Source organism: Pseudomonas sp. ASL9, assembly GCF_056680335.1.
Genome location: NZ_CM155277.1, coordinates 5,794,347 through 5,813,723, shown reverse-complemented (window position 1 = coordinate 5,813,723; position 19,377 = coordinate 5,794,347). Strand labels below are relative to the sequence as shown.

Annotated in this window: 23 protein-coding genes; 4 read left to right on the top strand and 19 right to left on the bottom strand. The window is 59.2% G+C overall.

Translation table 11 applies throughout. From position 1 onward, the window contains the following. Positions 1–276: 276 nt before the first annotated feature. Entirely contained in the window at positions 277–939 is a 663-nt protein-coding gene (locus AC1ME2_RS26685) for an NADPH-dependent F420 reductase (RefSeq protein WP_480438216.1), read from the bottom strand. Positions 940–1,037: 98 nt separating this feature from the next. Here AC1ME2_RS26685 and AC1ME2_RS26680 point away from each other — a divergent pair, with 98 nt between their 5' ends. Further along, positions 1,038–1,946: a LysR family transcriptional regulator gene (locus AC1ME2_RS26680; protein ID WP_480442347.1), complete on the top strand. Its 909-nt coding sequence runs from the start codon at positions 1,038–1,040 to the stop codon at positions 1,944–1,946. Positions 1,947–2,009: 63 nt separating this feature from the next. On the opposite strand, the gene modC is transcribed toward AC1ME2_RS26680, so the two are convergent. The 4 genes from modC to AC1ME2_RS26660 are packed head-to-tail and all read right to left on the bottom strand — an operon-like array spanning position 2,010 to position 5,415. Then, a complete protein-coding gene (modC, locus tag AC1ME2_RS26675; protein WP_480438214.1) occupies positions 2,010–3,110 on the bottom strand; it encodes a molybdenum ABC transporter ATP-binding protein in 1,101 nt (366 codons plus the stop codon). Between the two features lie 2 nt (positions 3,111–3,112). After that, positions 3,113–3,808, bottom strand: a complete 696-nt coding sequence (gene modB / locus AC1ME2_RS26670; RefSeq protein ID WP_480442345.1) for a molybdate ABC transporter permease subunit — start codon at positions 3,806–3,808, stop codon at positions 3,113–3,115. A gap of 12 nt (positions 3,809–3,820) precedes the next feature. Further along, on the bottom strand, positions 3,821–4,573 hold the full coding sequence (modA, locus tag AC1ME2_RS26665) for a molybdate ABC transporter substrate-binding protein (RefSeq protein ID WP_480438213.1): 753 nt from the start codon (positions 4,571–4,573) through the stop codon (positions 3,821–3,823). A 23-nt stretch (positions 4,574–4,596) separates the two neighbouring features. Beyond that, positions 4,597–5,415, bottom strand: coding sequence for a TOBE domain-containing protein (locus AC1ME2_RS26660; protein WP_480438212.1), 819 nt, complete (start codon positions 5,413–5,415; stop codon positions 4,597–4,599). 182 nt (positions 5,416–5,597) lie between these two features. Here AC1ME2_RS26660 and AC1ME2_RS26655 point away from each other — a divergent pair, with 182 nt between their 5' ends. After that, the gene (locus tag AC1ME2_RS26655) at positions 5,598–6,029 is read left to right on the top strand and encodes a TOBE domain-containing protein (RefSeq protein WP_480438211.1); all 432 of its coding nucleotides are present in this window, start codon (positions 5,598–5,600) and stop codon (positions 6,027–6,029) included. A gap of 123 nt (positions 6,030–6,152) precedes the next feature. Here AC1ME2_RS26655 and AC1ME2_RS26650 read toward each other — a convergent pair whose 3' ends face one another. From AC1ME2_RS26650 to AC1ME2_RS26600, 11 genes are all read right to left on the bottom strand, one after another. Beyond that, positions 6,153–6,695: a flavodoxin gene (locus tag AC1ME2_RS26650; RefSeq protein ID WP_480438209.1), complete on the bottom strand. Its 543-nt coding sequence runs from the start codon at positions 6,693–6,695 to the stop codon at positions 6,153–6,155. Between the two features lie 219 nt (positions 6,696–6,914). Then, on the bottom strand, positions 6,915–8,258 hold the full coding sequence (gene clpX, locus AC1ME2_RS26645; RefSeq protein WP_480438207.1) for an ATP-dependent Clp protease ATP-binding subunit ClpX: 1,344 nt from the start codon (positions 8,256–8,258) through the stop codon (positions 6,915–6,917). Continuing rightward, positions 8,251–9,135, bottom strand: a complete 885-nt coding sequence (gene nifM, locus AC1ME2_RS26640) for a nitrogen fixation protein NifM (RefSeq protein WP_480438206.1) — start codon at positions 9,133–9,135, stop codon at positions 8,251–8,253. The genes clpX and nifM overlap by 8 nt, the downstream gene beginning before the upstream one ends. Next, the gene (locus AC1ME2_RS26635; RefSeq protein WP_480438205.1) at positions 9,128–9,595 is read right to left on the bottom strand and encodes a nitrogen fixation protein NifZ; all 468 of its coding nucleotides are present in this window, start codon (positions 9,593–9,595) and stop codon (positions 9,128–9,130) included. Before AC1ME2_RS26635 ends, nifM begins: the two co-directional genes overlap by 8 nt. Before the next feature lie 18 nt (positions 9,596–9,613). Continuing rightward, the gene (gene nifW, locus AC1ME2_RS26630) at positions 9,614–9,958 is read right to left on the bottom strand and encodes a nitrogenase-stabilizing/protective protein NifW (protein WP_480438203.1); all 345 of its coding nucleotides are present in this window, start codon (positions 9,956–9,958) and stop codon (positions 9,614–9,616) included. Continuing rightward, positions 9,955–10,494, bottom strand: a complete 540-nt coding sequence (locus tag AC1ME2_RS26625; RefSeq protein ID WP_480438201.1) for a hypothetical protein — start codon at positions 10,492–10,494, stop codon at positions 9,955–9,957. Before AC1ME2_RS26625 ends, nifW begins: the two co-directional genes overlap by 4 nt. 11 nt (positions 10,495–10,505) lie before the next feature. Then, on the bottom strand, positions 10,506–11,300 hold the full coding sequence (cysE, locus tag AC1ME2_RS26620) for a serine O-acetyltransferase (protein ID WP_480438200.1): 795 nt from the start codon (positions 11,298–11,300) through the stop codon (positions 10,506–10,508). Beyond that, the gene (nifV, locus tag AC1ME2_RS26615) at positions 11,297–12,445 is read right to left on the bottom strand and encodes a homocitrate synthase (protein ID WP_480438199.1); all 1,149 of its coding nucleotides are present in this window, start codon (positions 12,443–12,445) and stop codon (positions 11,297–11,299) included. The genes cysE and nifV overlap by 4 nt, the downstream gene beginning before the upstream one ends. A gap of 59 nt (positions 12,446–12,504) precedes the next feature. Next, positions 12,505–13,713, bottom strand: a complete 1,209-nt coding sequence (gene nifS / locus AC1ME2_RS26610; RefSeq protein WP_480438197.1) for a cysteine desulfurase NifS — start codon at positions 13,711–13,713, stop codon at positions 12,505–12,507. Position 13,714: 1 nt separating this feature from the next. Next, on the bottom strand, positions 13,715–14,683 hold the full coding sequence (nifU, locus tag AC1ME2_RS26605; RefSeq protein ID WP_480438196.1) for a Fe-S cluster assembly protein NifU: 969 nt from the start codon (positions 14,681–14,683) through the stop codon (positions 13,715–13,717). Positions 14,684–14,742: 59 nt separating this feature from the next. Next, entirely contained in the window at positions 14,743–15,066 is a 324-nt protein-coding gene (locus tag AC1ME2_RS26600) for a HesB/IscA family protein (protein ID WP_480438194.1), read from the bottom strand. 316 nt (positions 15,067–15,382) lie between these two features. Here AC1ME2_RS26600 and AC1ME2_RS26595 point away from each other — a divergent pair, with 316 nt between their 5' ends. After that, positions 15,383–16,621 (top strand): MFS transporter, encoded by a 1,239-nt coding sequence (locus AC1ME2_RS26595; RefSeq protein WP_480438192.1) that lies wholly within the window; start codon positions 15,383–15,385, stop codon positions 16,619–16,621. Here the strand turns inward: AC1ME2_RS26595 and AC1ME2_RS26590 are convergent. Next, positions 16,588–17,364, bottom strand: a complete 777-nt coding sequence (locus tag AC1ME2_RS26590; RefSeq protein ID WP_480438191.1) for a phytanoyl-CoA dioxygenase family protein — start codon at positions 17,362–17,364, stop codon at positions 16,588–16,590. The two genes, AC1ME2_RS26595 and AC1ME2_RS26590, sit on opposite strands and share 34 nt — an antisense overlap. Before the next feature lie 465 nt (positions 17,365–17,829). Between AC1ME2_RS26590 and AC1ME2_RS26585 the strand changes: the two genes are divergently transcribed. Continuing rightward, the gene (locus AC1ME2_RS26585) at positions 17,830–18,048 is read left to right on the top strand and encodes a Nif11-like leader peptide family natural product precursor (RefSeq protein ID WP_480438190.1); all 219 of its coding nucleotides are present in this window, start codon (positions 17,830–17,832) and stop codon (positions 18,046–18,048) included. Positions 18,049–18,122: 74 nt separating this feature from the next. Here the strand turns inward: AC1ME2_RS26585 and AC1ME2_RS26580 are convergent, their stop codons facing one another. Together AC1ME2_RS26580 and AC1ME2_RS26575 are read right to left on the bottom strand one after the other, a co-directional pair. Continuing rightward, a complete protein-coding gene (locus AC1ME2_RS26580; RefSeq protein ID WP_480438188.1) occupies positions 18,123–18,542 on the bottom strand; it encodes a hypothetical protein in 420 nt (139 codons plus the stop codon). Between the two features lie 2 nt (positions 18,543–18,544). Next, positions 18,545–19,291, bottom strand: a complete 747-nt coding sequence (locus AC1ME2_RS26575) for a Rossmann-like domain-containing protein (protein WP_480438187.1) — start codon at positions 19,289–19,291, stop codon at positions 18,545–18,547. Positions 19,292–19,377 lie beyond the last annotated feature (86 nt).

The following is a 19,377-nucleotide window of genomic DNA, read 5'->3' as shown; positions in this document are numbered from 1 at the left end:
GGTATCTGAGCCCCCTTCAGACCCAAACCTTGTGATCATGCACACTAAAATGGTCAGCCTGACCGAGGAGCCCTGCAGGTTTACGCGTGCAGGGCTTTCCTCGTTTTCAGACGCAGAGTCTTTCACGAATACCGTGACGCTTCAGATCCGACTTCATTCGTACGGCTGACCAACTTACTGCCATGCGAACCTCGGAGTTAGTCGCCCGCAGTAAACGCGGGCATCCCCACAGATAATTTAAATCATCAAGTGCTCATTCGGCAGTCCAGGTATTTCTCAAGGACGCCATGAACCGTCAGGAAGCTCGACTTCGCGCTGCGCCGCAGCCAAAGCTACTTTGAGTTCATCTCTATTCAGTGGTATGCAGTAGGCCGGCTTGGCACGCTCAAATCGCCAGCTCTCATCCAGACCGCCGCCATCTACTGTGTCGAATCCAATTTCATCCAATAGCTTCATCACCAGTAACTTCGCATCCTGGTCATCGGCGGCAATGGGAAGTGCCCGTCTGACGGTGGCACTTGCGGGACGTCCGTCCTGCAACAGGTCTTTAGCAAGAATGGCATTGAAGACTTTGACAACCGTTGACCGTGGCAGATGCGCCGCGAGGAGTTGGCTCGTGGTCGTTTCAAAACGATCCAGCGCGCCGATATGACCGTCGCGCCCCGGGTAGTAATTGTTGGCATCCAAAACCGTTTTTCCTTCCAGCAGGGCAGCGGGAATCTCGTGGTAATACTCAAAGGGGATGGCCACCAGCACCACGTCGCCAAATTGCGCGGCCTCTGCGACAGTGCCCACCTGACTGCCTGGAATGCCGCTGGCCACACTGGCCAGACTCTTAGGGCCTCTCGAATTGCTGAGCATCGCCTCATGCCCGGCCGCTAATACCAACTGCGCCACCGCGCGCCCGATGAATCCCGCTCCGATAATGCCAATACGCATGTTCTTGCTCCACTCAATGATTGGAGGCCTATGATGATTCACAACCACGCGATGATAAATTAGCTGGATGGACTTGGTTTTGTTACTGGGAGTGGGGAATGATCGACAGGCTCACCAGCATGGATGCTTTTGTCATGGCAGCCGAGTCAGGCTCTTACGCCAGCGCTGCGGTGCGCCTGGGCATGTCGCCGCAAATGGTGGCCAAGCATGTGGCAGCGCTGGAGCATAGGCTCGGTGCCCGCCTCCTGAACCGCACAACGCGCAGGCAAAGCCTTACCGAGTTGGGCAGCGCCTACTATGAGCGCTGCAAGCATATTTTGAGCGAGGCCCAAGCAGCCGATTCACTGGCGCAAATCATGAGCGCCACCCCTCGTGGAAAATTGAGGATTAGCGCGCCAGCAACTTTTGGCTCCTACAGTCTCATACCGTTCGTGACAGCGTTCTTGCGTCAGCACCCTGAAGTAGAAATCGATCTTAATGTGACCGATCGCTCCGTCGATTTGGTGGAAGAGGGTTACGAGGCGGTATTTCGTATCGGGCCCATCGCTAATTCCAGCCTCACCGCCAGGCCGCTGGCACCCTACCGGCTGGTAGCCTGCGCCGCGCCATCTTACCTTGCCGCACGCGGGACACCTCTGGTGCCCAGTGACCTGACTCATCATGACTGTCTAGGATATGTCTATTGGTCTCGGCCTGCCGACAACCAATGGCAATTCAACCAGGGCGCCCTGGTGCATACGGTGAACGTGCGCAGTCGTTTGCAGGTCAATGAGAGTAAAGCCCTGTTATCGGCTGCGCTCGATGGATTCGGGATTGTCTTGGGGCCAGCAGATTTCCTTGAGCCCGCGATGGTGGCCGGGGATCTGATCCGACTGCTACCAAACTTCGAAGCGCCTAGTCGTCAAATGCATTTGCTTTATAGGGCCGATCGCCAGATGACCGCTAAACTCAGGCGTTTTGTCGATGCTGTGGTCGTCTACTTTGGCCCGAATTCAGCTGCGTCGTAGGCCGCCCGAACCGATTTTTTTGTTCATAGCGGTGCATGTTTTGGTGTCACTGAAATTGAGCACTTAATTCATCAACGCAACAGCCTTGACCAGCGCATACACCGGCATGCCTGTGCATAGTTCAAGGTCCACCGCCGAGCGGCGTGTGATGCGTGACAGCATCACGGCGTCGTTCAGGTTGATGCGCACCAGTGTTTGCGCACTCTGCAGGTCATCGATAAGGTCCAGCACTTCGCCTTGCAGCATATTGAGGATGCTGCTGCGTTGCGGTTTTTCCAGCGCCAGGCTGATGTCACGGGCCTGGATGCTGACGCGCACGCGTTGGCCCAATGGCAGCTCGCTCAACGGCAAGACCAGCAAACCACCGGGCACGCGTACTCGGCTCAGGCGGAAGGTTTCGTCATGCGACTCGAGCACACCTTCCAGCGCAGTTTCGGCCTCATCCAGATGCGCCAAGGGCAGATCGGCACGGGTCAATAGCTGGTTCAGCGGGCCGGCGGCGCGCAGTTGGCCGTTTTCCAGGTACAACATGTGGTCGGCCAGGCGACTGACTTCCGCCAGCGAGTGGCTCACGTAAAGCATTGGGATACCCAGTTCACTGTGCAAGCGTCCCAAGTACGGCAGCACTTCCTGTTTGCGTCCTTGATCCAGGGCTGCCAACGGCTCATCGAGCAATAGCAGGCGCGGGCTGGTGGCCAGCGCTCGGGCAATCGCCACCCGCTGGCGCTCACCACCGGACAGGTTGTGTGTCGAGCGTTTGAGCAGGTGGCCGATGCCGAGCAACTCCACCGCCTGCTCCAGCGAGACGCGACGTTCGTTGGGCGCTATGCGCCGCTGGCCGTACTCCAGATTCTGGCGCACATCCAGATGCGCAAACAGACTGGCCTCCTGGAATACGTAACCCAACGGTCGTCGATCAGGTGGCAGAAACACCCCGCGCGCCTCATCCTGCCAGCATTCACCGGCGACTTCGACATAGCCGCTCTTGGCCCGTTCCAGTCCGGCAATGCAGCGCAACAAAGTGGTCTTGCCCGACCCGGATTGGCCGAAGATCGCCGTGACCCCACTGGCCGGCAGGCGTGCTTTGACCTGTAAATGGAAATCGCCCCAGCCGTGGTCCAGTCGTAGATCAATGCCGCAGGGCGAAAGGGAAAGATCAGTCATCTTCACATCATCCGCGGGCGGGCATTAAAGGAATAAAGGGCAAATAACACCAGGAAGGCAAAAACCAGCATGCCCCCTGCCAGCCAATGCGCCTGGGCATATTCCATTGCCTCGACGTGATCGTAGATCTGCACCGACACCACCCGTGTACTCTGCGGGATATTGCCACCGATCATCAGTACCACACCGAACTCGCCCACGGTGTGGGCGAAGCCGAGGATCGCTGCGGTGATAAAGCCAGGACGAGCCAGCGGCACGACCACGGTAAAAAACGTATCCAGGGGCGATGCACGTAGCGTTGCGGCGACCTCCAGCGAGCGCTTGCCAACAGCCTCGAAGGCTTGTTGCAACGGTTGTACGACGAAAGGCATCGAATACAAGGTCGAACCCAATACTAGTCCGGCGAAGGTAAAAGGCAACAGGCCCAAACCGAGCGCTTGGGTCAGCGCGCCCAGCGGGCCGTGCGGGCCGAGACCAATCAACAAGTAAAAGCCCAGCACCGAGGGCGGCAGCACCAGCGGTAACGCCACCAGGGCACCCATCACTGCGCGCAGGCGCGAACGCGTAATGGCCAACCACCACGCTATCGGCGTGCCAATAACCAGCAGGATAAGCGTGGTCAGACTGGCCAGTTTGATGGTCAGCCAGACGGCGTCAAGATCGAAAGCAGAGAGCAATAGAAGCTCCTTAAAAGCCAGGACACCAGAACACTAGAGCGTGTAGCCATACGAGCGAATGATCGCTATGGCCTTGGGACTTTTGAGGTAGTTGATCAATGCTTTGGCTGCCGGGTTGCGCTCACCCTTGGTCAGGATCTGCGCGTCCTGGCGGATAGGTTTATAGAGGTCGTCCGGCACCAGCCAGTCCGAGCCGCTGACCAGCTTGCCGTTTTCGGTCACTTGGGACCGCGCGAGGAAGCCAAGCTCGGCGTTTCCGGTGGAAACAAACTGATACGTCTGGGCGATACTTTCGCCGGTGACGATCTTGCTTTCGACTTGCTGGGTCAGGCCAAGCTTATCCAGTGTTTGCATGGCGGCGGCACCGTAGGGCGCGGCTTTCGGGTTGGCAATGGACAGATGTTTGAAGTCGCCTTTCTTCAGCACTTCACCCTTGGCATCCACATAACCGGGCGTGGCCGACCACAGCACTAGCTTGCCGATGGCATAGGTGAATCGGCTGTCCGGGACACCGGCTTTCTCGCTCTCCAGCCTGGCCGGAGTGGTGTCATCCGCAGAAAGGAATACCTCAAAAGGCGCACCCTCTGTGATCTGGGTATAAAACTTGCCTGTAGCACCAAAGGTCAGGACCGCCTGGTTGCCAGTGTCTTTCTCGAATTGCTCGGCAATCTTTCGCATCGGCTCGGTGAAGTTGGCCGCCACCGCCACTTGCACTTGCTCGGCCTGCACCAGGGTCGAGATCAACGCGAAGCCAATGGCGACAAACAGGCTGGAACGGACATTCATATACAAAACTCCTTGGGTCGTAATCAGTCGTATACGGCGAGGATGACGCTGGAAGCCTTGAACAAAGCGCACGCCTGCTGACCCACCACCAGGCCCATAATTTCGCAGCTGTCATGAGTGATAACTGCGGTAACGCTGCGCCCGGAAGGCAGCAGCAAACTGACTTGATCGTTCACCGAGCCCTGCTGAATTTCGACGACCTCGCCCCACAACTGGTTGCGTGCAGTGAGGCGCAGGTCGCGGTCGGTGCTGAGCAGCACGGATGAAGATTTGACGAAAGCGAAGACCTCCTTGCCAATGGCCAGGGCGAGGTTCTCCGCGCTGGCTTTGGTGATCACCGCAATCAGGTCGGTCTGCGCATCCAGACGCAGGCGCACTTCGTAGTCCACGCCCCCATCGCGTAGGCCAGCAATTGGCCCGGAGAATTGGTTGCGTGCACTGGTCTTCATCGAAAGTCGGTGCATAAGGCTTTGAAACTCATGGATATCGGCTCCTCCTACTTCTCCAAGACGCACGCTTAGCCGGTCGAGCGCGATCTGATATTCGAGCTCCAGCGCCCGGTACATGGCAGCGATGCTTCGCCCGTAGTCGGTGAGCTGGGTGCCGCCGCCCTGCCTGCCCCCCGTAACCCGGACGACCAGCGGTTGCTGCGCCATGTTGTTCATCGCATCTATCGCATCCCACGCCGCCTTGTAGGACAGCGGCACCGCTTTGGCCGCCTGGCTAATAGAACCGCACAGACCGATCTGTTCGAGCAGACGAATGCGTATTTCGGATAGCGATACGCCAACCGCGCCCTCAAGCGACAAGTGACCGATGAAGCGCTGCGGGGTATGGGTCATAGTGGCTCCCTGTGTATAAGGAGATATATAGCGATAAACGTGCCAATGATGAGAGCGCTATGGTTGCGCCTATATCAAAGGCTTTCTTACAGTAGCCGCGACCGAACAGGAGTCCCTATTCGGGTTTTCTATGTAGCAAACACTACAGCGTGTCGCGAAACCGACATCAGCGGAGAGTCAACATGCAAATCAGCGCACGCAATCGTTTGTGGGGGAAAATCTCATTGTGCCATCCTGGTGCAGTGAATGCGGTGGTGGATATTGATTTAGGCAACGGCGACCAGTTGGTGGCCGTGGTGACCATGGACAGTGTGCGCGAGCTGCAACTGGCTACCGATGTTGAAGTGGTTGCATTGATCAAGGCACCTTGGGTCATGTTGATGACCGATGCCAGCGACTTCCATCTGTCTGCGCGTAATCAGTTACCGGGTACGGTGGAGTCGGTAGAAGCCGGGGCGGTGAACAGTGAGGTGACCCTGCGTTTGGCGGGCGGCACACAAATCACTGCGATCGTCACTCGCGAGGCGGTGGCAGAACTCGGTCTGGCACCCGGTGTGCAGGCGACTGCGGTAATCAAGGCCTCGCATATCATTTTGGGCCGCAAGAAGACCTGATTCTTCCAGACTGTCTTTGATAAGACAGCGCGGGCTGGTGGGCCCCTTCAATAGAAAGGGCTCACCAATTATGCGCCGTTCAACCCGATACCGAAGGGCAAGCGCCCGCTACAGGCCCTTGGGTTACAGCGCCAGACTAAAGTCCGCCGAAATCGACTTCAACCAGACATCCAGACGCTCCTCCGTGAGACCACTCTGATTGTCCAGATCCAGCGCCAGGCCAACGAACTTCCCATCGACCACCGACTCCGAGTGCGCGAACTCATAGCCCTCGGTTGGCCATGCACCGACCAGTTTGGCGCCAAGCCCGGCAAAGAAGCTGTGCAGGAGAATCATCGCGTCGAGAAACTCATCGCCATAACCGATCTGGTCACCCAGCCCGAACAACGCGATGGTCTTGCCTGAGAAGTCCAGGCCGGCAAGTTTGGGCAGGAACTCTTCCCAGCTTTCGGTCTCGCAATCTGCGGACAGGCCCGGCAACAGCCCGTCGCCCAAGGTCGGTGTTCCGAGGATCAGGTGCGAGTAACCGGCGAAGTCCTCGGGTGTGGTGCGGTTAACGTTCAACGGGGCTGCCATGGTCTCGTCGTCGAAGCGCTTTTTGATACTTTTGGCGACCTTGCGGGTTTTTCCCGTGCTGGTGCCGAAGAAAATTCCAATTTTGGCCATGGTTCACCTCGGGCTGCTGCATAGATAAGAAAGCGTTCCGGCACTCTTCAAAGCCCGGCTCACACCAAGACAAGAGCACGAAACAGGCCATGCCGAATATTCACGCAGCAGATACAACCTAATGATATTAAAAGAGTTTTTATCTTAACAGAAACCCCATGTCGCAAAACCGACGTGCCGCTTCGCACGCGATGGCAGGCTCTGTCGGGTTTGCGACACTCACACATCAACGCTCAGGCGCACCGGTTCAGGGCTGGTCTCCGCGGCCGACTGGCGATCCTGGGGCACATCGACGCCCTCCTCCATCAACCGCTCCACGACGCGCAAACAGCCACTTCCATCGGCATCTGCATCTGCATTGCCCTCAAGCTCCAGCGTGCAACCGCGCAGCTCGGGACGCGACGGCATGGTGAACATGGTCGGTTGCAGCGCGGCTTCCAACACGGCACGCAGGCCGCGCGCGCCGGTCTTGCGTTTCAGGGCCTGGTCGGCAATAAAGTTCAATGCCTCAGGGGTAAAGTCCAGGCTCACCCCCTGATAGGCGAATAGCTGTTGGAATTGCTTGATCAGCGAATTGCGTGGTTCGGTGAGGATGCGCAACAGCGTGCCGTGGTCCAGCTCCTGGAGAAAAGTGATAATTGGAAAACGGCCAATGAACTCGGGAATCAGACCGTATTCGTGCAGATCGTCCGGGAGCATCGAGGCCAACAACTCGTTAACCGACGGTTGCTGCCAACGCGGTGGCGCATGGAAGCCAATGCTGCTGGTTTTGGGCTTGATACGGCTGCTGATCAATTCCTCCAGACCCGCGAACGCACCACCGGCGATAAACAGGATATTGCGCGTATCGATCACCTGCTCTTCGCCCTGTTCGTTACGCCGCCCCGCCTTGCCGATGCGCACTTCACTGCCCTCGATCATCTTCAGCAGCGCTTGTTGCACCCCCTCCCCGGAAATGTCTCGTACCGCCGCGCCACCACCCCCGCTGCGCCGGGCCAGTTTGTCCACCTCGTCGATGTAGACGATGCCCCATTGCGCCTGTTGCACGTCACCGTTGGCGGCATCCAGCAGGCGCGCAATGATGCTGTCGACATCGTCGCCGACATAGCCTGCCTGGGTCAGCGTGGTGGCGTCGGCGGTGGCAAAAGGCACCCCGAGCGTGTGCGCCAGGGTGCGCACCAGCAATGTCTTGCCTGTGCCGGACGGACCGGCCATGAGGATATTGGATTTTTCCAGCTCGATCCGCTCGCCCAGTTGGCAAACCAGTTCGCGGTCGCTGTTGAGCAAGCGCAAATAATGGTTGTACACCGCCACGGCCAGGGTTTCCTTGGCCGTTTCCTGACCGATCACCGAGCCGTCCAGGTGCTCCTTGTAGGCCGCAGGGGTGCTCAGTTTTGGCGCCAGTTGCTGGTGTTTGCGTCGCTGTCCCCAACTGTTCACCACCTGATGGGCCAGGGTGACGCAGGCCTCGCAGATTCGCCCTTCGTTACCGGCGATCAAGGGCACAGTGGCGCTTTTTTCCGCACCGCAGAACGAGCAGCAGGGTTTCTCGCTATCAGCCATGGGAGCGACTCTCCATCGTTGAGTGGTGTTGCAACAGTTGTTTCAGCCATTGCCGCTGATGGGCCTTGCGCTGACGACCGCGTAGTTTTTCGCGCAGGTGCGGTAAAACAACCTCCAGCGACGCGCACATGGAAGGTTCAAGGGACTCACAGAACAACAAATGAAAGCCCAGCGGCGATTCCACTGGCGCACTGACGCGCCCCACTTCAAGAGCGAACAGACAGGCCTCCAGCTCCGGGTAAAGAACGCCTGGCCGGACGTTGCCCAATAGCCCACCCTGCAGCGAAGTCGGGCACTCGGAATGCTTGAGTGCCTGTTCGGCAAAACGACCCGGCTTGTTATGCAGGCGTTTGGCGATGGACTCGACACGCGCCAGAGCGGCCTCCCGAGTGTTTTCCGGGAACGCCGGGTTGATGGTAATGAGGATGTGCCGGGCCTGCCGCGAGGCGGGCCGCACGAACTGCTCCAGGTGATTGAAGTAGTAAAGGCTGACTTCGACGTCGCCGATTTCCGTCAAGTCTTTGCACACCCTATCCAGCACCGCCTCGACTTTCAATTCACGGGCCAACAGCGGACGAATACGTGCCTCGTCCAGCGCGCTGTCGCTCAGTGCCAGGCGCAGCGCTTCGGGGTCGTCATAACGGCCGGCAATTTGCGCCCAAGCGTCATCGATGTGCCCCGGAGGGATGACCACGCCGGTGGCCTCCGGGCTGTACAACACAGCCTCTTCGATCTGCAACTGACGGCTGACAATGCGCTCGGCTTCAAGCAATTGATCGTTGTTCAGCACGGCGGGCGGGCAACCGAAATGCTCGTGAGCGATCTTCAGCAGGTGATAGCGGCTGTGGCCGGAAGCCGATTGCCGGTTGTTACTCATGACTAACCTCCACTGGCGTTTGACCCACCGCCAGGCTCTGCTCGGGTACTTGCAGGACATAGCCATTGCCAAAGTGCACGTGGTATTGGATGCCCTGCGGCAAGTCGCGCAGGACTTTTTCTATGGTGCCGCCGCATCCGGCCGCGATGACCACTTCACCGCGCAAGGAAAGAGCACAACGCGTGACCACCGGGTCGCGGTACTCGAACAGGTTCGGGATCCACGGGTCCGATGCCGGAATCAACTCCTCTTCACGGCAACCGACCATTTTTCCGTCAGCGAGAAAGTGCACGCGGTAAATCAGTTGGTCCTGCAAGTACGTGCCCACGTCGTAGACACAGCCCACGGCACCTCTGCGGATCAACAGCGTGCCAGTGTCCAGCCCCGGATAGGTGCCGTCGTTACGCACGTTACGGATCAGGCGAACTTCATCGCCATACTCGAATCGCGGAAGGCTCATGACGCTCCCCTCCCAGGTTTACCCCAGCAATTGGTCAATGGAGACAAAGGTCGTCTGCGGCTCATTCATGCGGAAAACCTTGAATACTTTTTCGGTCTGCGCATCGGACACCACAAAATCGTCATAAGCACGGCCGAGCAACTGACGGTAAATGGCCAGGCAGACGGTGTCGCTGTGGTGGTCCAACCCACCCGCCTTGCTCAGGTAGTCGTGGTAACGCTGCATGATGTGCAGGCGATTGACGTGGACGATTTTCTGTTCATAAGGCACGCCGAACAATTCGAGGAAGTCCTCGGCAGATACCAGTTCCTCTATGGCCTCCTTGAGGGTCAGTCCAGCATTGACATCAAAGGCTTCGGTCATGGTCGTATCTCCGCGGTGGCCGCAGTGGGAAAGGGAATGATCTGAGCGTTGCGCGCCTCCAGTACCTCAAGCAGCAGCCGGGCACCCAGACGGTTTTCAGTGTCTAGCTCGGCGACCTTGGAGAGGATTGCTTTGCCGTGTTCGAAATGGCCGAGGCGCAAGCACAGGTAACCGGCGCCCTTGAGCGCCAACAAATAGAAGCGCAACAAACCGACACCGTGCTGCGCCGCCGTGACCAGATCCGCAGGTTGGATGTCACGCCACACCGATGGCAGCGCAAGCCTCGGTCGGACGCTGGCCATGACCTGTGAGGAGATGCTCAATGCCTCCTGATAGCGGTGCTGGTAGTAGTAAAAACGGTACAACCCCACCATTACGTTGAGGTCGTGCGGTGCCAGCGCCAGTGCGCGCAGCAACGGCTGCTCAGCCGAGCCCTCGCTGTATTGCTCGGCGGCGGCCTGCATACAGCCTGCAACTTCCTCACTCTGAGGCTCGTCGAAATAAAGCCCGTCACCATCAAAATCCTGCAGATCCATGGGCATGGTCCTCACTTGACCAGCGGGCTGACAGTGGCGCGTCGGCCGACCGAAACCTTGGCCTGCGCGACGGCTGCGCCAGGGCAGTCGCTCTCGCAGATCTCGTTGTCCGGGTCGCAGTGTTGATAAAACTGCTCCTGGCTGCCACGTGCCAGCAGCCCACCGGCTTCGACTTTGCGTTCAAGGCTGTCGATGCGCTCCAGCAGACAGGCGATGGCCTTGCCCACCGGGTCCGGGATCAGATGATGGTCCAGGTCAATACCATAGGGGTTGAGCCGACCCGCTTCATGCAGGCGAACTACCTTGCCGGGAATGCCTACCACCGTGCAGCCAGCGGGTACATCCCCGACCACCACCGAATTGGCGCCGACCCTGGCGTTATCGCCGATGGTGATCGGGCCGAGAATTTTCGCCCCCGCCCCGACCAGCACACCATCGCCCAGCGTCGGGTGGCGTTTGCCTTTGTGCCAACTGGTGCCACCAAGCGTCACGCCGTGGTAGAGCGTCACGTCTTGGCCAATCTCGGCGGTTTCACCGATCACCACACCTGCGCCATGGTCGATGAAAAAACGCGAGCCGATTTTCGCGCCCGGATGGATATCTACATTGCTGACCAGCCTTGCGAAAAAGGACAGCAGCCGGGCCAGGTAGCGCCATTCATGCAGCCATAGGCGATGGCCGACGCGATAGAGCATGATCGCGTGCAGGCCTGGGTAAGTGGTGAGCACTTCCAGTGTCGAGCGCGCTGCCGGGTCGCGCTGAAATACGCAGCCAAGATCTTCGCGCCACTCGCCAAGCAGGCTCACTTCAGACCTCCAAACAGCAGCGCGCCGTCTTCGCAGACCTGGCGGTACAAGGTCTGCAAATCGCTGGTTAGCGGGCTGCGCTTGGTCCGGGTGGAAAAGGCACGAATACAGCTGAGCAGCATATTGCTCTCCCCGGCCTGCAACTGGATGCCAAGGGCCAGGTAACTGGCTTCGACCATGCGTGTACCCGAATGCTTGCCAAGCACCAGACTGTGACTGCGACCGAGCTGGTCAGGGTTCAGACCTTCATAGTTGCTGCGGTGCTTGAGCAACCCGTCGACATGAATACCTGCCTCGTGGGTGAACACCCCGGCGCCGACGATGCTCTTTTGCCAGGCGACTTTACGCCCCGAGGCTTCTTCCACCAGTGCGGAAATCGCCGGAAGGCCCAGCATGTCGATACCGGTATCGATGCCATGCAGTTGCTCCAGCGCCAGAGCGCACTCCTCCAGCGCCGCGTTACCCGCGCGTTCGCCCAGGCCGTTGACCGTGGTGTTAATGTGCGTGGCCCCACCCTTGACTGCGGCCAGTGTGTTGGCGGTGGCCAGGCCAAAATCATCGTGGGCGTGCACTTCCAGCTCCATGTCCAGACGCTGGTGCAGAAAACTGAAGCGCTCGTACATGCCAAAGGGTTCCATCACCCCGACCGTGTCGGCAAAGCGCAGGCGCTGGGCACCGGCCATCTGAGCCGCCTCGGCCACCCTGATAATGAACTCAGGATCAGCCCGCGAAGCGTCCTCGCACCCCAGGCAAACTTCCAGCCCTGCAGCGCGGGCCTTGCCGACCAGGCGCACCACTTCAGCAATAGCCCAGCTGCGGTCACGGGCAAGTTTATGGTGCAGCATCAAGTCGGACACCGGCAGCGACAAATCGACCATGCCCACGCCACTGGCCAGCGCCGCGTGCAGATCGGTATCGCACAGTCGACACCAGGCCAGCAGGCGAGCCGGCAGACCCAGCCCGACGATGGCGCGCATGACGTCGAGTTCCTCATCGCCCATGCTCGGGATGCCGATTTCCATCTCCGTCACACCGATTTTGGCCAGAGCAACAGCGATCGCGATCTTCTCTTCGGCATTGAAAGCCACGCCGGCGCTTTGCTCGCCGTCGCGCAATGTAGTGTCATCAATGATCACGCTGCTCATAACATCCTCCAGCCCATGGCTGTTGCGAAACGCCTGTTACCGAGCGCCGGGACGACAGGTCAGGCGTAGACCGGGGAAAAACCCTGATCAGCTTCCTGCGCCGGACCGGTGCCATTCCAATAGGGCGAGAGCTTGCGCAGCCGCTCCACGATGGGTGGCATCTCGCGAATCACATGCTCGATTTCCGCTTCGGTGGTGTAGCGCGACAGCGAGAAACGCACCGTGCCGTGGGCGGCCGTGTACGGAATGTCCATGGCACGCATGACATGTGAAGGCTCTAACGAACCGGAGGTGCAGGCCGAACCGCTGGAAGCGGCAATACCGACCTTGTTCAACAGCAAGAGAATGGCCTCGCCCTCGATAAACTCGAATGCGATGTTCGCGGTATTGGGCAGACGGTTGCTGGGGTCGCCGGTGACGAAGGCGTAAGGCACCACGGCCAGGATGCCGGCTTCAAGCTTGTCGCGCAGGCGCTTGACCTCGGTGTTCTCGTGCGCCATGAACTGCAAGGCACGTTCGGCCGCCACACCCAGACCTACGACGGAGGCGGCGTTCTCGGTGCCAGCGCGGCGACCACGTTCTTGATGCCCGCCGCGCAGCAATGGACGGAAGCGCGTGCCGCGACGCAGGTAAAGGACGCCGATGCCCTTGGGTGCGTGCAGCTTGTGGCCGGACAGCGAGAGCATGTGAATCGCTGAATTCTGCAAGTTCAACGGCAGCTTGCCAGCGGCCTGCACCGCATCGGTATGGAACATCACGCCAGCTTCATCGGCCATCAGCGCCATCTCCTCGACGGGGCACAACGTGCCCGTCTCGTTGTTGGCCCACATCACCGACACCACGGCCACATCGTCGCTCAACAGGTTGGCGTACTCGTCCAAATTCAAACGGCCGCGTTTGTCGACCTTGAGTTTGTGGACGGTGTAACCCTCGGTGGCGAGGTGGTCGCACAGGCTGAGAATTGCCGGATGTTCAACCGTCGTGGTGATGATGGTCTTGCGCTCTGGCTGAGCTCTGATCGCGGAGAGAATGGCGGTGGAGTCGGACTCGGTACCGCACGAGGTAAAGATGATTTCCGAATCGTGCTCGGCACCGAGTAGCTTTTGCACACTCTGCCGGGCCTGCTTCAATGCAAGGCCGACGCGGTTGCCGAAGTTGTGCATTGAAGAAGGGTTGCCAAATTGCTCGGTGAAGTACGGCAGCATCGCCTGCACCACTTCATCGTCCACCCGGGTAGTCGCATTGTTGTCCAGATAGATATCGTTCATCTCACACCCCCGCCTTTTGGGTCGTAGCGCTGACCGGTATCACCTTGACGAACTCTCCGAGCTCCTCGATCAACCGCTGCTGGATGCCGCTCAGGGTCGTGCTGGCCAACTGACAACCGGTGCAGGCGCCCGTCAACTTGACGTAAACGTTCTTGCCGTCCACATCCAACAATTCGACATCGCCATGATCACGCTGCAAGGTTGGCCGGATGGATTCGAGCACCCTCTCGATACGACGGATGCGTTGCAGGTTAGTCATCTTGCCCGCGTCCGGTATGGCGGCTGGCTCGGCCTGCGGCACCGACGCCTGGGCAGGCGCAAAGGTGGACTCATCCAACGTAACCAGCTGGGTTTTCTTGCGTGGCTTGGCCTTGGTCGGTGCAGCCACGAAGGATTCGCCACGCGCCGTCAGTTCTTCAGTGAGGATGCGTTCGATGCCTTCATGGCAAGACGAACAGCCGCCACCGGCCTTGGTGTAGTTGGTCACATCCTCGACGCTGGACAAGTTATTGGCGCGAATAGTGTCACGCACCATCACCTCATCCACCGCGAAGCACTTGCAGATCAGCGCGCCTTCTTCATGGTCATCTTCCAGCGCTTCGCCACGGTAGTTGGACACCGCTGCGCGCAGGGCTTCACGCCCCATCACCGAACAGTGCATCTTTTCCGGCGGCAGGCCGTCCAGGTAATCGGCGATGTTCTGGTTGCTGATCTTCAAGGCTTCGTCGAGCGTAAGCCCTTTGACCATTTCGGTCAGCGCCGAAGAGGACGCTATGGCCGAGCCGCAACCGAAGGTTTGAAAACCGGCGTCGACAATCACGTCGGTCTCGGGATCGACCTTGAGCGTCAGGCGCAGGGCGTCACCGCAACTGAGCGACCCAACATCGCCAATAGCGTTGGACTCGACCACCGCTCCGGCATTTTTGGGGTTGTAGAAGTGCTCTTTGACTTTTTCCGAATAATCCCACATAACGGCTAATCTCTCGGTGAGTCCTGGACTGTCGGCACTGCCGACGGCCACAGGGGCGCCTAGCAGGCGAAGGATTTTCCGCAGCCGCAGCTGCTGCTGGCGTTCGGGTTGGCGAAGGTAAAGCCGCTACCTTCCATGCCCTCAATGAAGTCCATGGTCACGCCGCCCAGCAGTGCACTGCTGGCCTCGTCGATGAGCAAGGTAATACCGCCGCAGTCGACCTTCTGGTCCTCGGCGCCTTCGTTTTCTTCAAGTTTCAAACTGTATTTCAACCCCGAGCAGCCACCGCCTTCGACACGGATGCGCAGTCCGGCGACCGGCTTGGCGTTGCTGCTGATAAAGCGGCCGACTGCGGCCATTGCGCTGTCTGTCATGATGATCATTAGCGTATCTCCTCGGCTTGCGTTGCTCTTGGGCCAACCTCACAACACAGCAAATGCAAAGCCGGTGCCACGCCAGAAATAACTAATAACTTCTTATAAATCAACGAGATGAAAAATACAGGCCTGACCATTGGGCTGTAGCGAACAAGACCACCACCCCATCATGTCGGCTTCGTGACAAAACCCGGGGGTGTACCTTTTCCTCTATCGCAAGGCGCGGCGCAAACCCGTGTAACACGGCCCTGGCGACTCTATGGCGCGCACTTTGCAATTGATTTCGCAATCGCTGTCGAACCGTCCTCTGCCAGGGTCAGCCATGCTCCGACATACCTTTCGTGCGCTTGGCCATGCAGGCTATCGCCGCTACTTCATTGGTCAGGGTATTTCCCAGATCGGCAACTGGTCTCAGCAAATCGTGCTGTCCTGGCTGACCTACGCGCAGAGCGGATCGGTCTGGATGCTCGCGTTGGTGGTAGCGTTCGGCCAACTGCCGCTGCTGGTGTTGGGCTCTTATGCCGGCATGCTGGCCGACCGGCATCCGCGACGCCCGCTCCTGCTGGCCTGCAATGCGTTTGGCTTATTGCTGGCCAGCGGCCTGGCATTGTCGAGCGTCAGCTATGAGCCGGGAATCGGCTTGCTGCTGGCCGCATCCCTGGGGACGGGCCTGTTGAATGCCATGGAGATTCCAGTGCGCCAGGCGCTGCTCGGTGCGCTGATCGGCAACCGCGACCTGCGCGACAACGCCCTGGCCCTGAACGCGCTGTCGTTCAACGCTGCCCGGCTGATCGGCCCACCCATGGCCGGGCTGCTGTTCGCCCACTACGGCGCAACGGCGTGCTTTGCCCTGAATGCTCTGAGTTATTTGGCTGCGATCTACAGTCTGTGGCGAATGTCAGCCATGGATTCGCCTGTGAGTGCGCCTGCTCAGGCGGGCCTGGATCAAGCGTTACGCTGGCTGCGCGAGACACGCCCGGCGCGCTGGCTTTTGCTCACGGCCGGCATCAGCAGCCTGTGCCTCGCGCCCTTCATGGCCCTGTTGCCGGTTTATGCGCGGGATATCTTCGCACTCGATCCGGCCGGCCTTGGTCAGTTGCTCGGCGCCTCCGGGTTCGGCGCCCTGCTCGCCACGCTGCTGCTGGCCGCACGTCGCAATCAGTGGCGGCTGGAAACGTTTATGGCTGGCGGTGCGTTGCTATTTGGCCTCAGTTGCCTGGGCTTTGCCTGCAATCGGCATCTGTGGCTGGCCTGGCCGTTGATGGTAGCCGCAGGGGCAGGTTTGGTCGCTTGCGTCACGTCCAGCGGCATTGCGCTGCAGAGCCTGGTGACGGATGCATTGCGCGGCCGGGTCATGGCCCTGCATGGCATGGCCTACGTCGGCAGCATGCCGCTTGGCAGCCTGCTTGCCGGTGGCCTGGCGGCCCAGTTATCGGTGCAGGCCGCATTCGCCGTTGCCGGGCTGGGCATGTTGACTCTCGCTGCGCTGTTGTTTTGGCGGCTAACGACACTGGATCTCTATTCGGCTCAGCCCACTACAGAACTGCTATCACTGAAATAGTGATTACGGTGCAACTGTGTGGCGCTGTAACGCACCACCAGGCAGCTGCGGCTGTCGAGATGCGGGGCATTGACCAACAAACCCTGTTGCTGAATCAGTACATCGCCCTTGCGTAGCGCCAGCAAGCGCAGGCCTTGACCCGCGGCCTGCACGTGTCGGGCTCGCATACCCTCCAACAGACGGTTTTCCAGTGCCTGCCATTGCTCCAGGCTGGCGCCCTCCTCGCGCATCTGTTGAAGATTCTCGGCCAACGCCGGATCTTCGGCCAACAGGCGCTCCAGGCATTGCCGGTTGTCGGTATGGCTGCCCGGCAAGACGCTCAGACCGGCCTCAACGGTAATCGAGCGCAACGCAATCCAGGCCGTCATGTGCGGACTGCCGCCGTTGGCAATGCACGCATGGCAGGTGCGTAATTCCTGGGTGCTCTCCGGTGATCCAATGCCCACCGGAAAACTGCGCTCGCCCGCCAGCATATGCAGCGTCACAAGCAAACGCTCATGGTGGACCAACGTCATCACGCCACCGGTCCGGCACTCGTAGGCCTGGCGGCGACGCAGGATTTCCGGATGGGCGCGTGCGCCAGCCTTGCGAATAGGGTCACTGCGCAGTAGGTAAGTCGCCACGGCTGCTGCCTGCTGGTCGATAAGCGTCGGCGACAGACAATTGCGTTGCAACACGAAGCCATCGCGAGCAAAGGCAAAGCTATCCAGTGGTGGCGCTGAAGAGGGTAGTAATTGAAGCATGATCATTCACCTCGGCTGGCAGAATTCGCGTATTGATAATAATTATCACTTATATAAACGCAAGCACTTCTTTACCTGTGTTTCAGCGCTCAATCTATATAGGCAGGTATACAGATATATTTAAAACGCACTTTTCATGCCAGCAGGCTACCCGCCAATGATTAAGGGTTATTTTCAGCACATGATTGTTTACTTATATACATAACACCATAACGAACCGCGCCATTGTCGGCATTACTACAATCGCCCCACGCGCAATTACGCGCCCTCGCACCCACCATCAGCGCAGACCGTGGAACTGTCGGGTTGTCGTGTCGGGCTTTGTTCGATTGTCGCCAATGTGACAAGCGCTTTCACGCAACCTATTGATTTAACAGGGCCACTGAGAGGCATCAATGTTGCAAACAGAGTATTGCGAGGCGCGTTTTGCCTTGCACTCCGTCAACTGCTACAGAGAGAACAGTAATGTCCATCAAGGAAATAAAAGCTTTTTCGGAAAACGCCAAAGCGGACCAGGAGCTGGCCGAAAAATTGAAGACCTGCGAGAAGGTTCGCGAGTTAATCGCGCTGGGCAAAGAACACGGCTTCGCCATCGACGAAGTTGAGCTGTATCCGCCTAATGAGCCGCAGTTCATCGAAGAGCAGCTCTCTGTCAAGCTGGGCAAGGCACTGCTGCGCTGCTGAGAACCGCCACAGCCAGCCTGGACAGATCCACGCGTCTATCCAGGCTGAACCACGGTGCGGTTTACCGCCGTCATCTAGCCTATCAGTACCTCATAGGCCCGGCGTAACAGCTCGCGGTCAAGCCACGGCATGCCGATGCTTTGCGTCAGCTCGATCCAGCGGGTGCCCACGGCCGGCGAACAAAGGTCATAGCCCGCCAGCGCGACGAGGTAGACCGGCAGGAGGATACCCGGCACTTCCAGACTGACCTGGAACTCACCGACAAATTGCAGTGCCTGGAGGATTCCCAGATCCTGTTGAACATGCCGCAGCGCACTGGCGGGATGGGCCTGTATCGGGTTATCCACTGCGCCTTTGGCAAATACCGCAAGCGGTGGTAACGGCAGTGGCAGCACGACACCTTCACCTTGCGGAATAAGAAAGTGCAGGCGTGCGCTGACCGGATGTTTGTGGCACAACACCATGCGCCAGTTCAGAGGGTGCTCGTGGCTCATGGTCATAACTCAAGCAGTGCGTATTCGACGGGACCCGCGAACAGCCGGGTGCCGCCGCCTTCGGTGACGACTTGCTGCGCGGCCATGCCGTCCAGTACGCGCACACCCGCCAGGTAGTTCACGCCGAAGCGACTCCAGTCCCGTAGCCATGGCAGGCTCGGCCCCATCAGGACCACCTGGGCATCGCGCGACAATTCCAACAAACGCGGCAAGGTTTTGTTAGCGATGCTGCTGGCACTGACGAACACCCAGTCCGCCTGCGGCAGCAGGTATTCAGCGGCACTGTCAGGCAGATCGCCCTCCTGCACCTGACGTTCGAGACAGTCATATTCGACGCCGTGCCAAAGCTGTTCGAGGCCGGGGTAATGACCGATCACCGCGACGCGCTGCCCTTTCAGGCGTGGGCCGAAATGGCTGAACACTCGCAGATGGCCCGGCACCGTGTCGCTGCACAGCGGCGTGGCCTGCCCAGCGCAGCCACTGGCGGTATTGATGCAGGCATTGAGCACGGCCAGACCCACCGCCGCCTCAGCGTCATTCCACGACAACAGCCAACGCCGCAGTTGGTCGCTGGGCTGACCGCGCAGCGTGCCTGCCCAGCTCAAGGTACGCAGCACTTGTCGGGGGCTAAAGGCAAAACCCTGTTGATCGGCCACTTCGGCCAACGTCCAATTCAGGCCCAGGCAAACGCGTTGCACCGTCGCGACCTGCGTACTGCTGCCAAGCAGCCAATCGTAGAGCGCGTTCATTCGCCCAGCGCCGGCAACAGACGCCGTTTGCTCTTCAAGGGCTGGGCCTTTTGCAGTATGTGGTCGAGCGACATCATCAGAAAATA

What these genes read in the sequence shown, in the direction of transcription:
- AC1ME2_RS26650 (WP_480438209.1), bottom strand. Translation starts at nt 6,695, where the DNA reads ATGGCCAAAATTGGAATTTTCTTCGGCACCAGCACGGGAAAAACCCGC.
- AC1ME2_RS26585 (WP_480438190.1), top strand. Translation starts at nt 17,830, where the DNA reads ATGTCCATCAAGGAAATAAAAGCTTTTTCGGAAAACGCCAAAGCGGAC.
- AC1ME2_RS26625 (WP_480438201.1), bottom strand. Translation starts at nt 10,494, where the DNA reads ATGGATCTGCAGGATTTTGATGGTGACGGGCTTTATTTCGACGAGCCT.
- AC1ME2_RS26575 (WP_480438187.1), bottom strand. Translation starts at nt 19,291, where the DNA reads ATGAACGCGCTCTACGATTGGCTGCTTGGCAGCAGTACGCAGGTCGCG.
- AC1ME2_RS26580 (WP_480438188.1), bottom strand. Translation starts at nt 18,542, where the DNA reads ATGAGCCACGAGCACCCTCTGAACTGGCGCATGGTGTTGTGCCACAAA.
- clpX (WP_480438207.1), bottom strand. Translation starts at nt 8,258, where the DNA reads ATGGCTGATAGCGAGAAACCCTGCTGCTCGTTCTGCGGTGCGGAAAAA.
- nifV (WP_480438199.1), bottom strand. Translation starts at nt 12,445, where the DNA reads ATGAGCAGCGTGATCATTGATGACACTACATTGCGCGACGGCGAGCAA.
- modC (WP_480438214.1), bottom strand. Translation starts at nt 3,110, where the DNA reads ATGACTGATCTTTCCCTTTCGCCCTGCGGCATTGATCTACGACTGGAC.
- nifS (WP_480438197.1), bottom strand. Translation starts at nt 13,713, where the DNA reads ATGAACGATATCTATCTGGACAACAATGCGACTACCCGGGTGGACGAT.
- AC1ME2_RS26685 (WP_480438216.1), bottom strand. Translation starts at nt 939, where the DNA reads ATGCGTATTGGCATTATCGGAGCGGGATTCATCGGGCGCGCGGTGGCG.
- nifU (WP_480438196.1), bottom strand. Translation starts at nt 14,683, where the DNA reads ATGTGGGATTATTCGGAAAAAGTCAAAGAGCACTTCTACAACCCCAAA.
- nifW (WP_480438203.1), bottom strand. Translation starts at nt 9,958, where the DNA reads ATGACCGAAGCCTTTGATGTCAATGCTGGACTGACCCTCAAGGAGGCC.
- AC1ME2_RS26680 (WP_480442347.1), top strand. Translation starts at nt 1,038, where the DNA reads ATGATCGACAGGCTCACCAGCATGGATGCTTTTGTCATGGCAGCCGAG.
- AC1ME2_RS26655 (WP_480438211.1), top strand. Translation starts at nt 5,598, where the DNA reads ATGCAAATCAGCGCACGCAATCGTTTGTGGGGGAAAATCTCATTGTGC.
- AC1ME2_RS26635 (WP_480438205.1), bottom strand. Translation starts at nt 9,595, where the DNA reads ATGAGCCTTCCGCGATTCGAGTATGGCGATGAAGTTCGCCTGATCCGT.
- AC1ME2_RS26595 (WP_480438192.1), top strand. Translation starts at nt 15,383, where the DNA reads ATGCTCCGACATACCTTTCGTGCGCTTGGCCATGCAGGCTATCGCCGC.
- nifM (WP_480438206.1), bottom strand. Translation starts at nt 9,135, where the DNA reads ATGAGTAACAACCGGCAATCGGCTTCCGGCCACAGCCGCTATCACCTG.
- AC1ME2_RS26590 (WP_480438191.1), bottom strand. Translation starts at nt 17,364, where the DNA reads ATGCTTCAATTACTACCCTCTTCAGCGCCACCACTGGATAGCTTTGCC.
- AC1ME2_RS26660 (WP_480438212.1), bottom strand. Translation starts at nt 5,415, where the DNA reads ATGACCCATACCCCGCAGCGCTTCATCGGTCACTTGTCGCTTGAGGGC.
- AC1ME2_RS26600 (WP_480438194.1), bottom strand. Translation starts at nt 15,066, where the DNA reads ATGATCATCATGACAGACAGCGCAATGGCCGCAGTCGGCCGCTTTATC.
- modA (WP_480438213.1), bottom strand. Translation starts at nt 4,573, where the DNA reads ATGAATGTCCGTTCCAGCCTGTTTGTCGCCATTGGCTTCGCGTTGATC.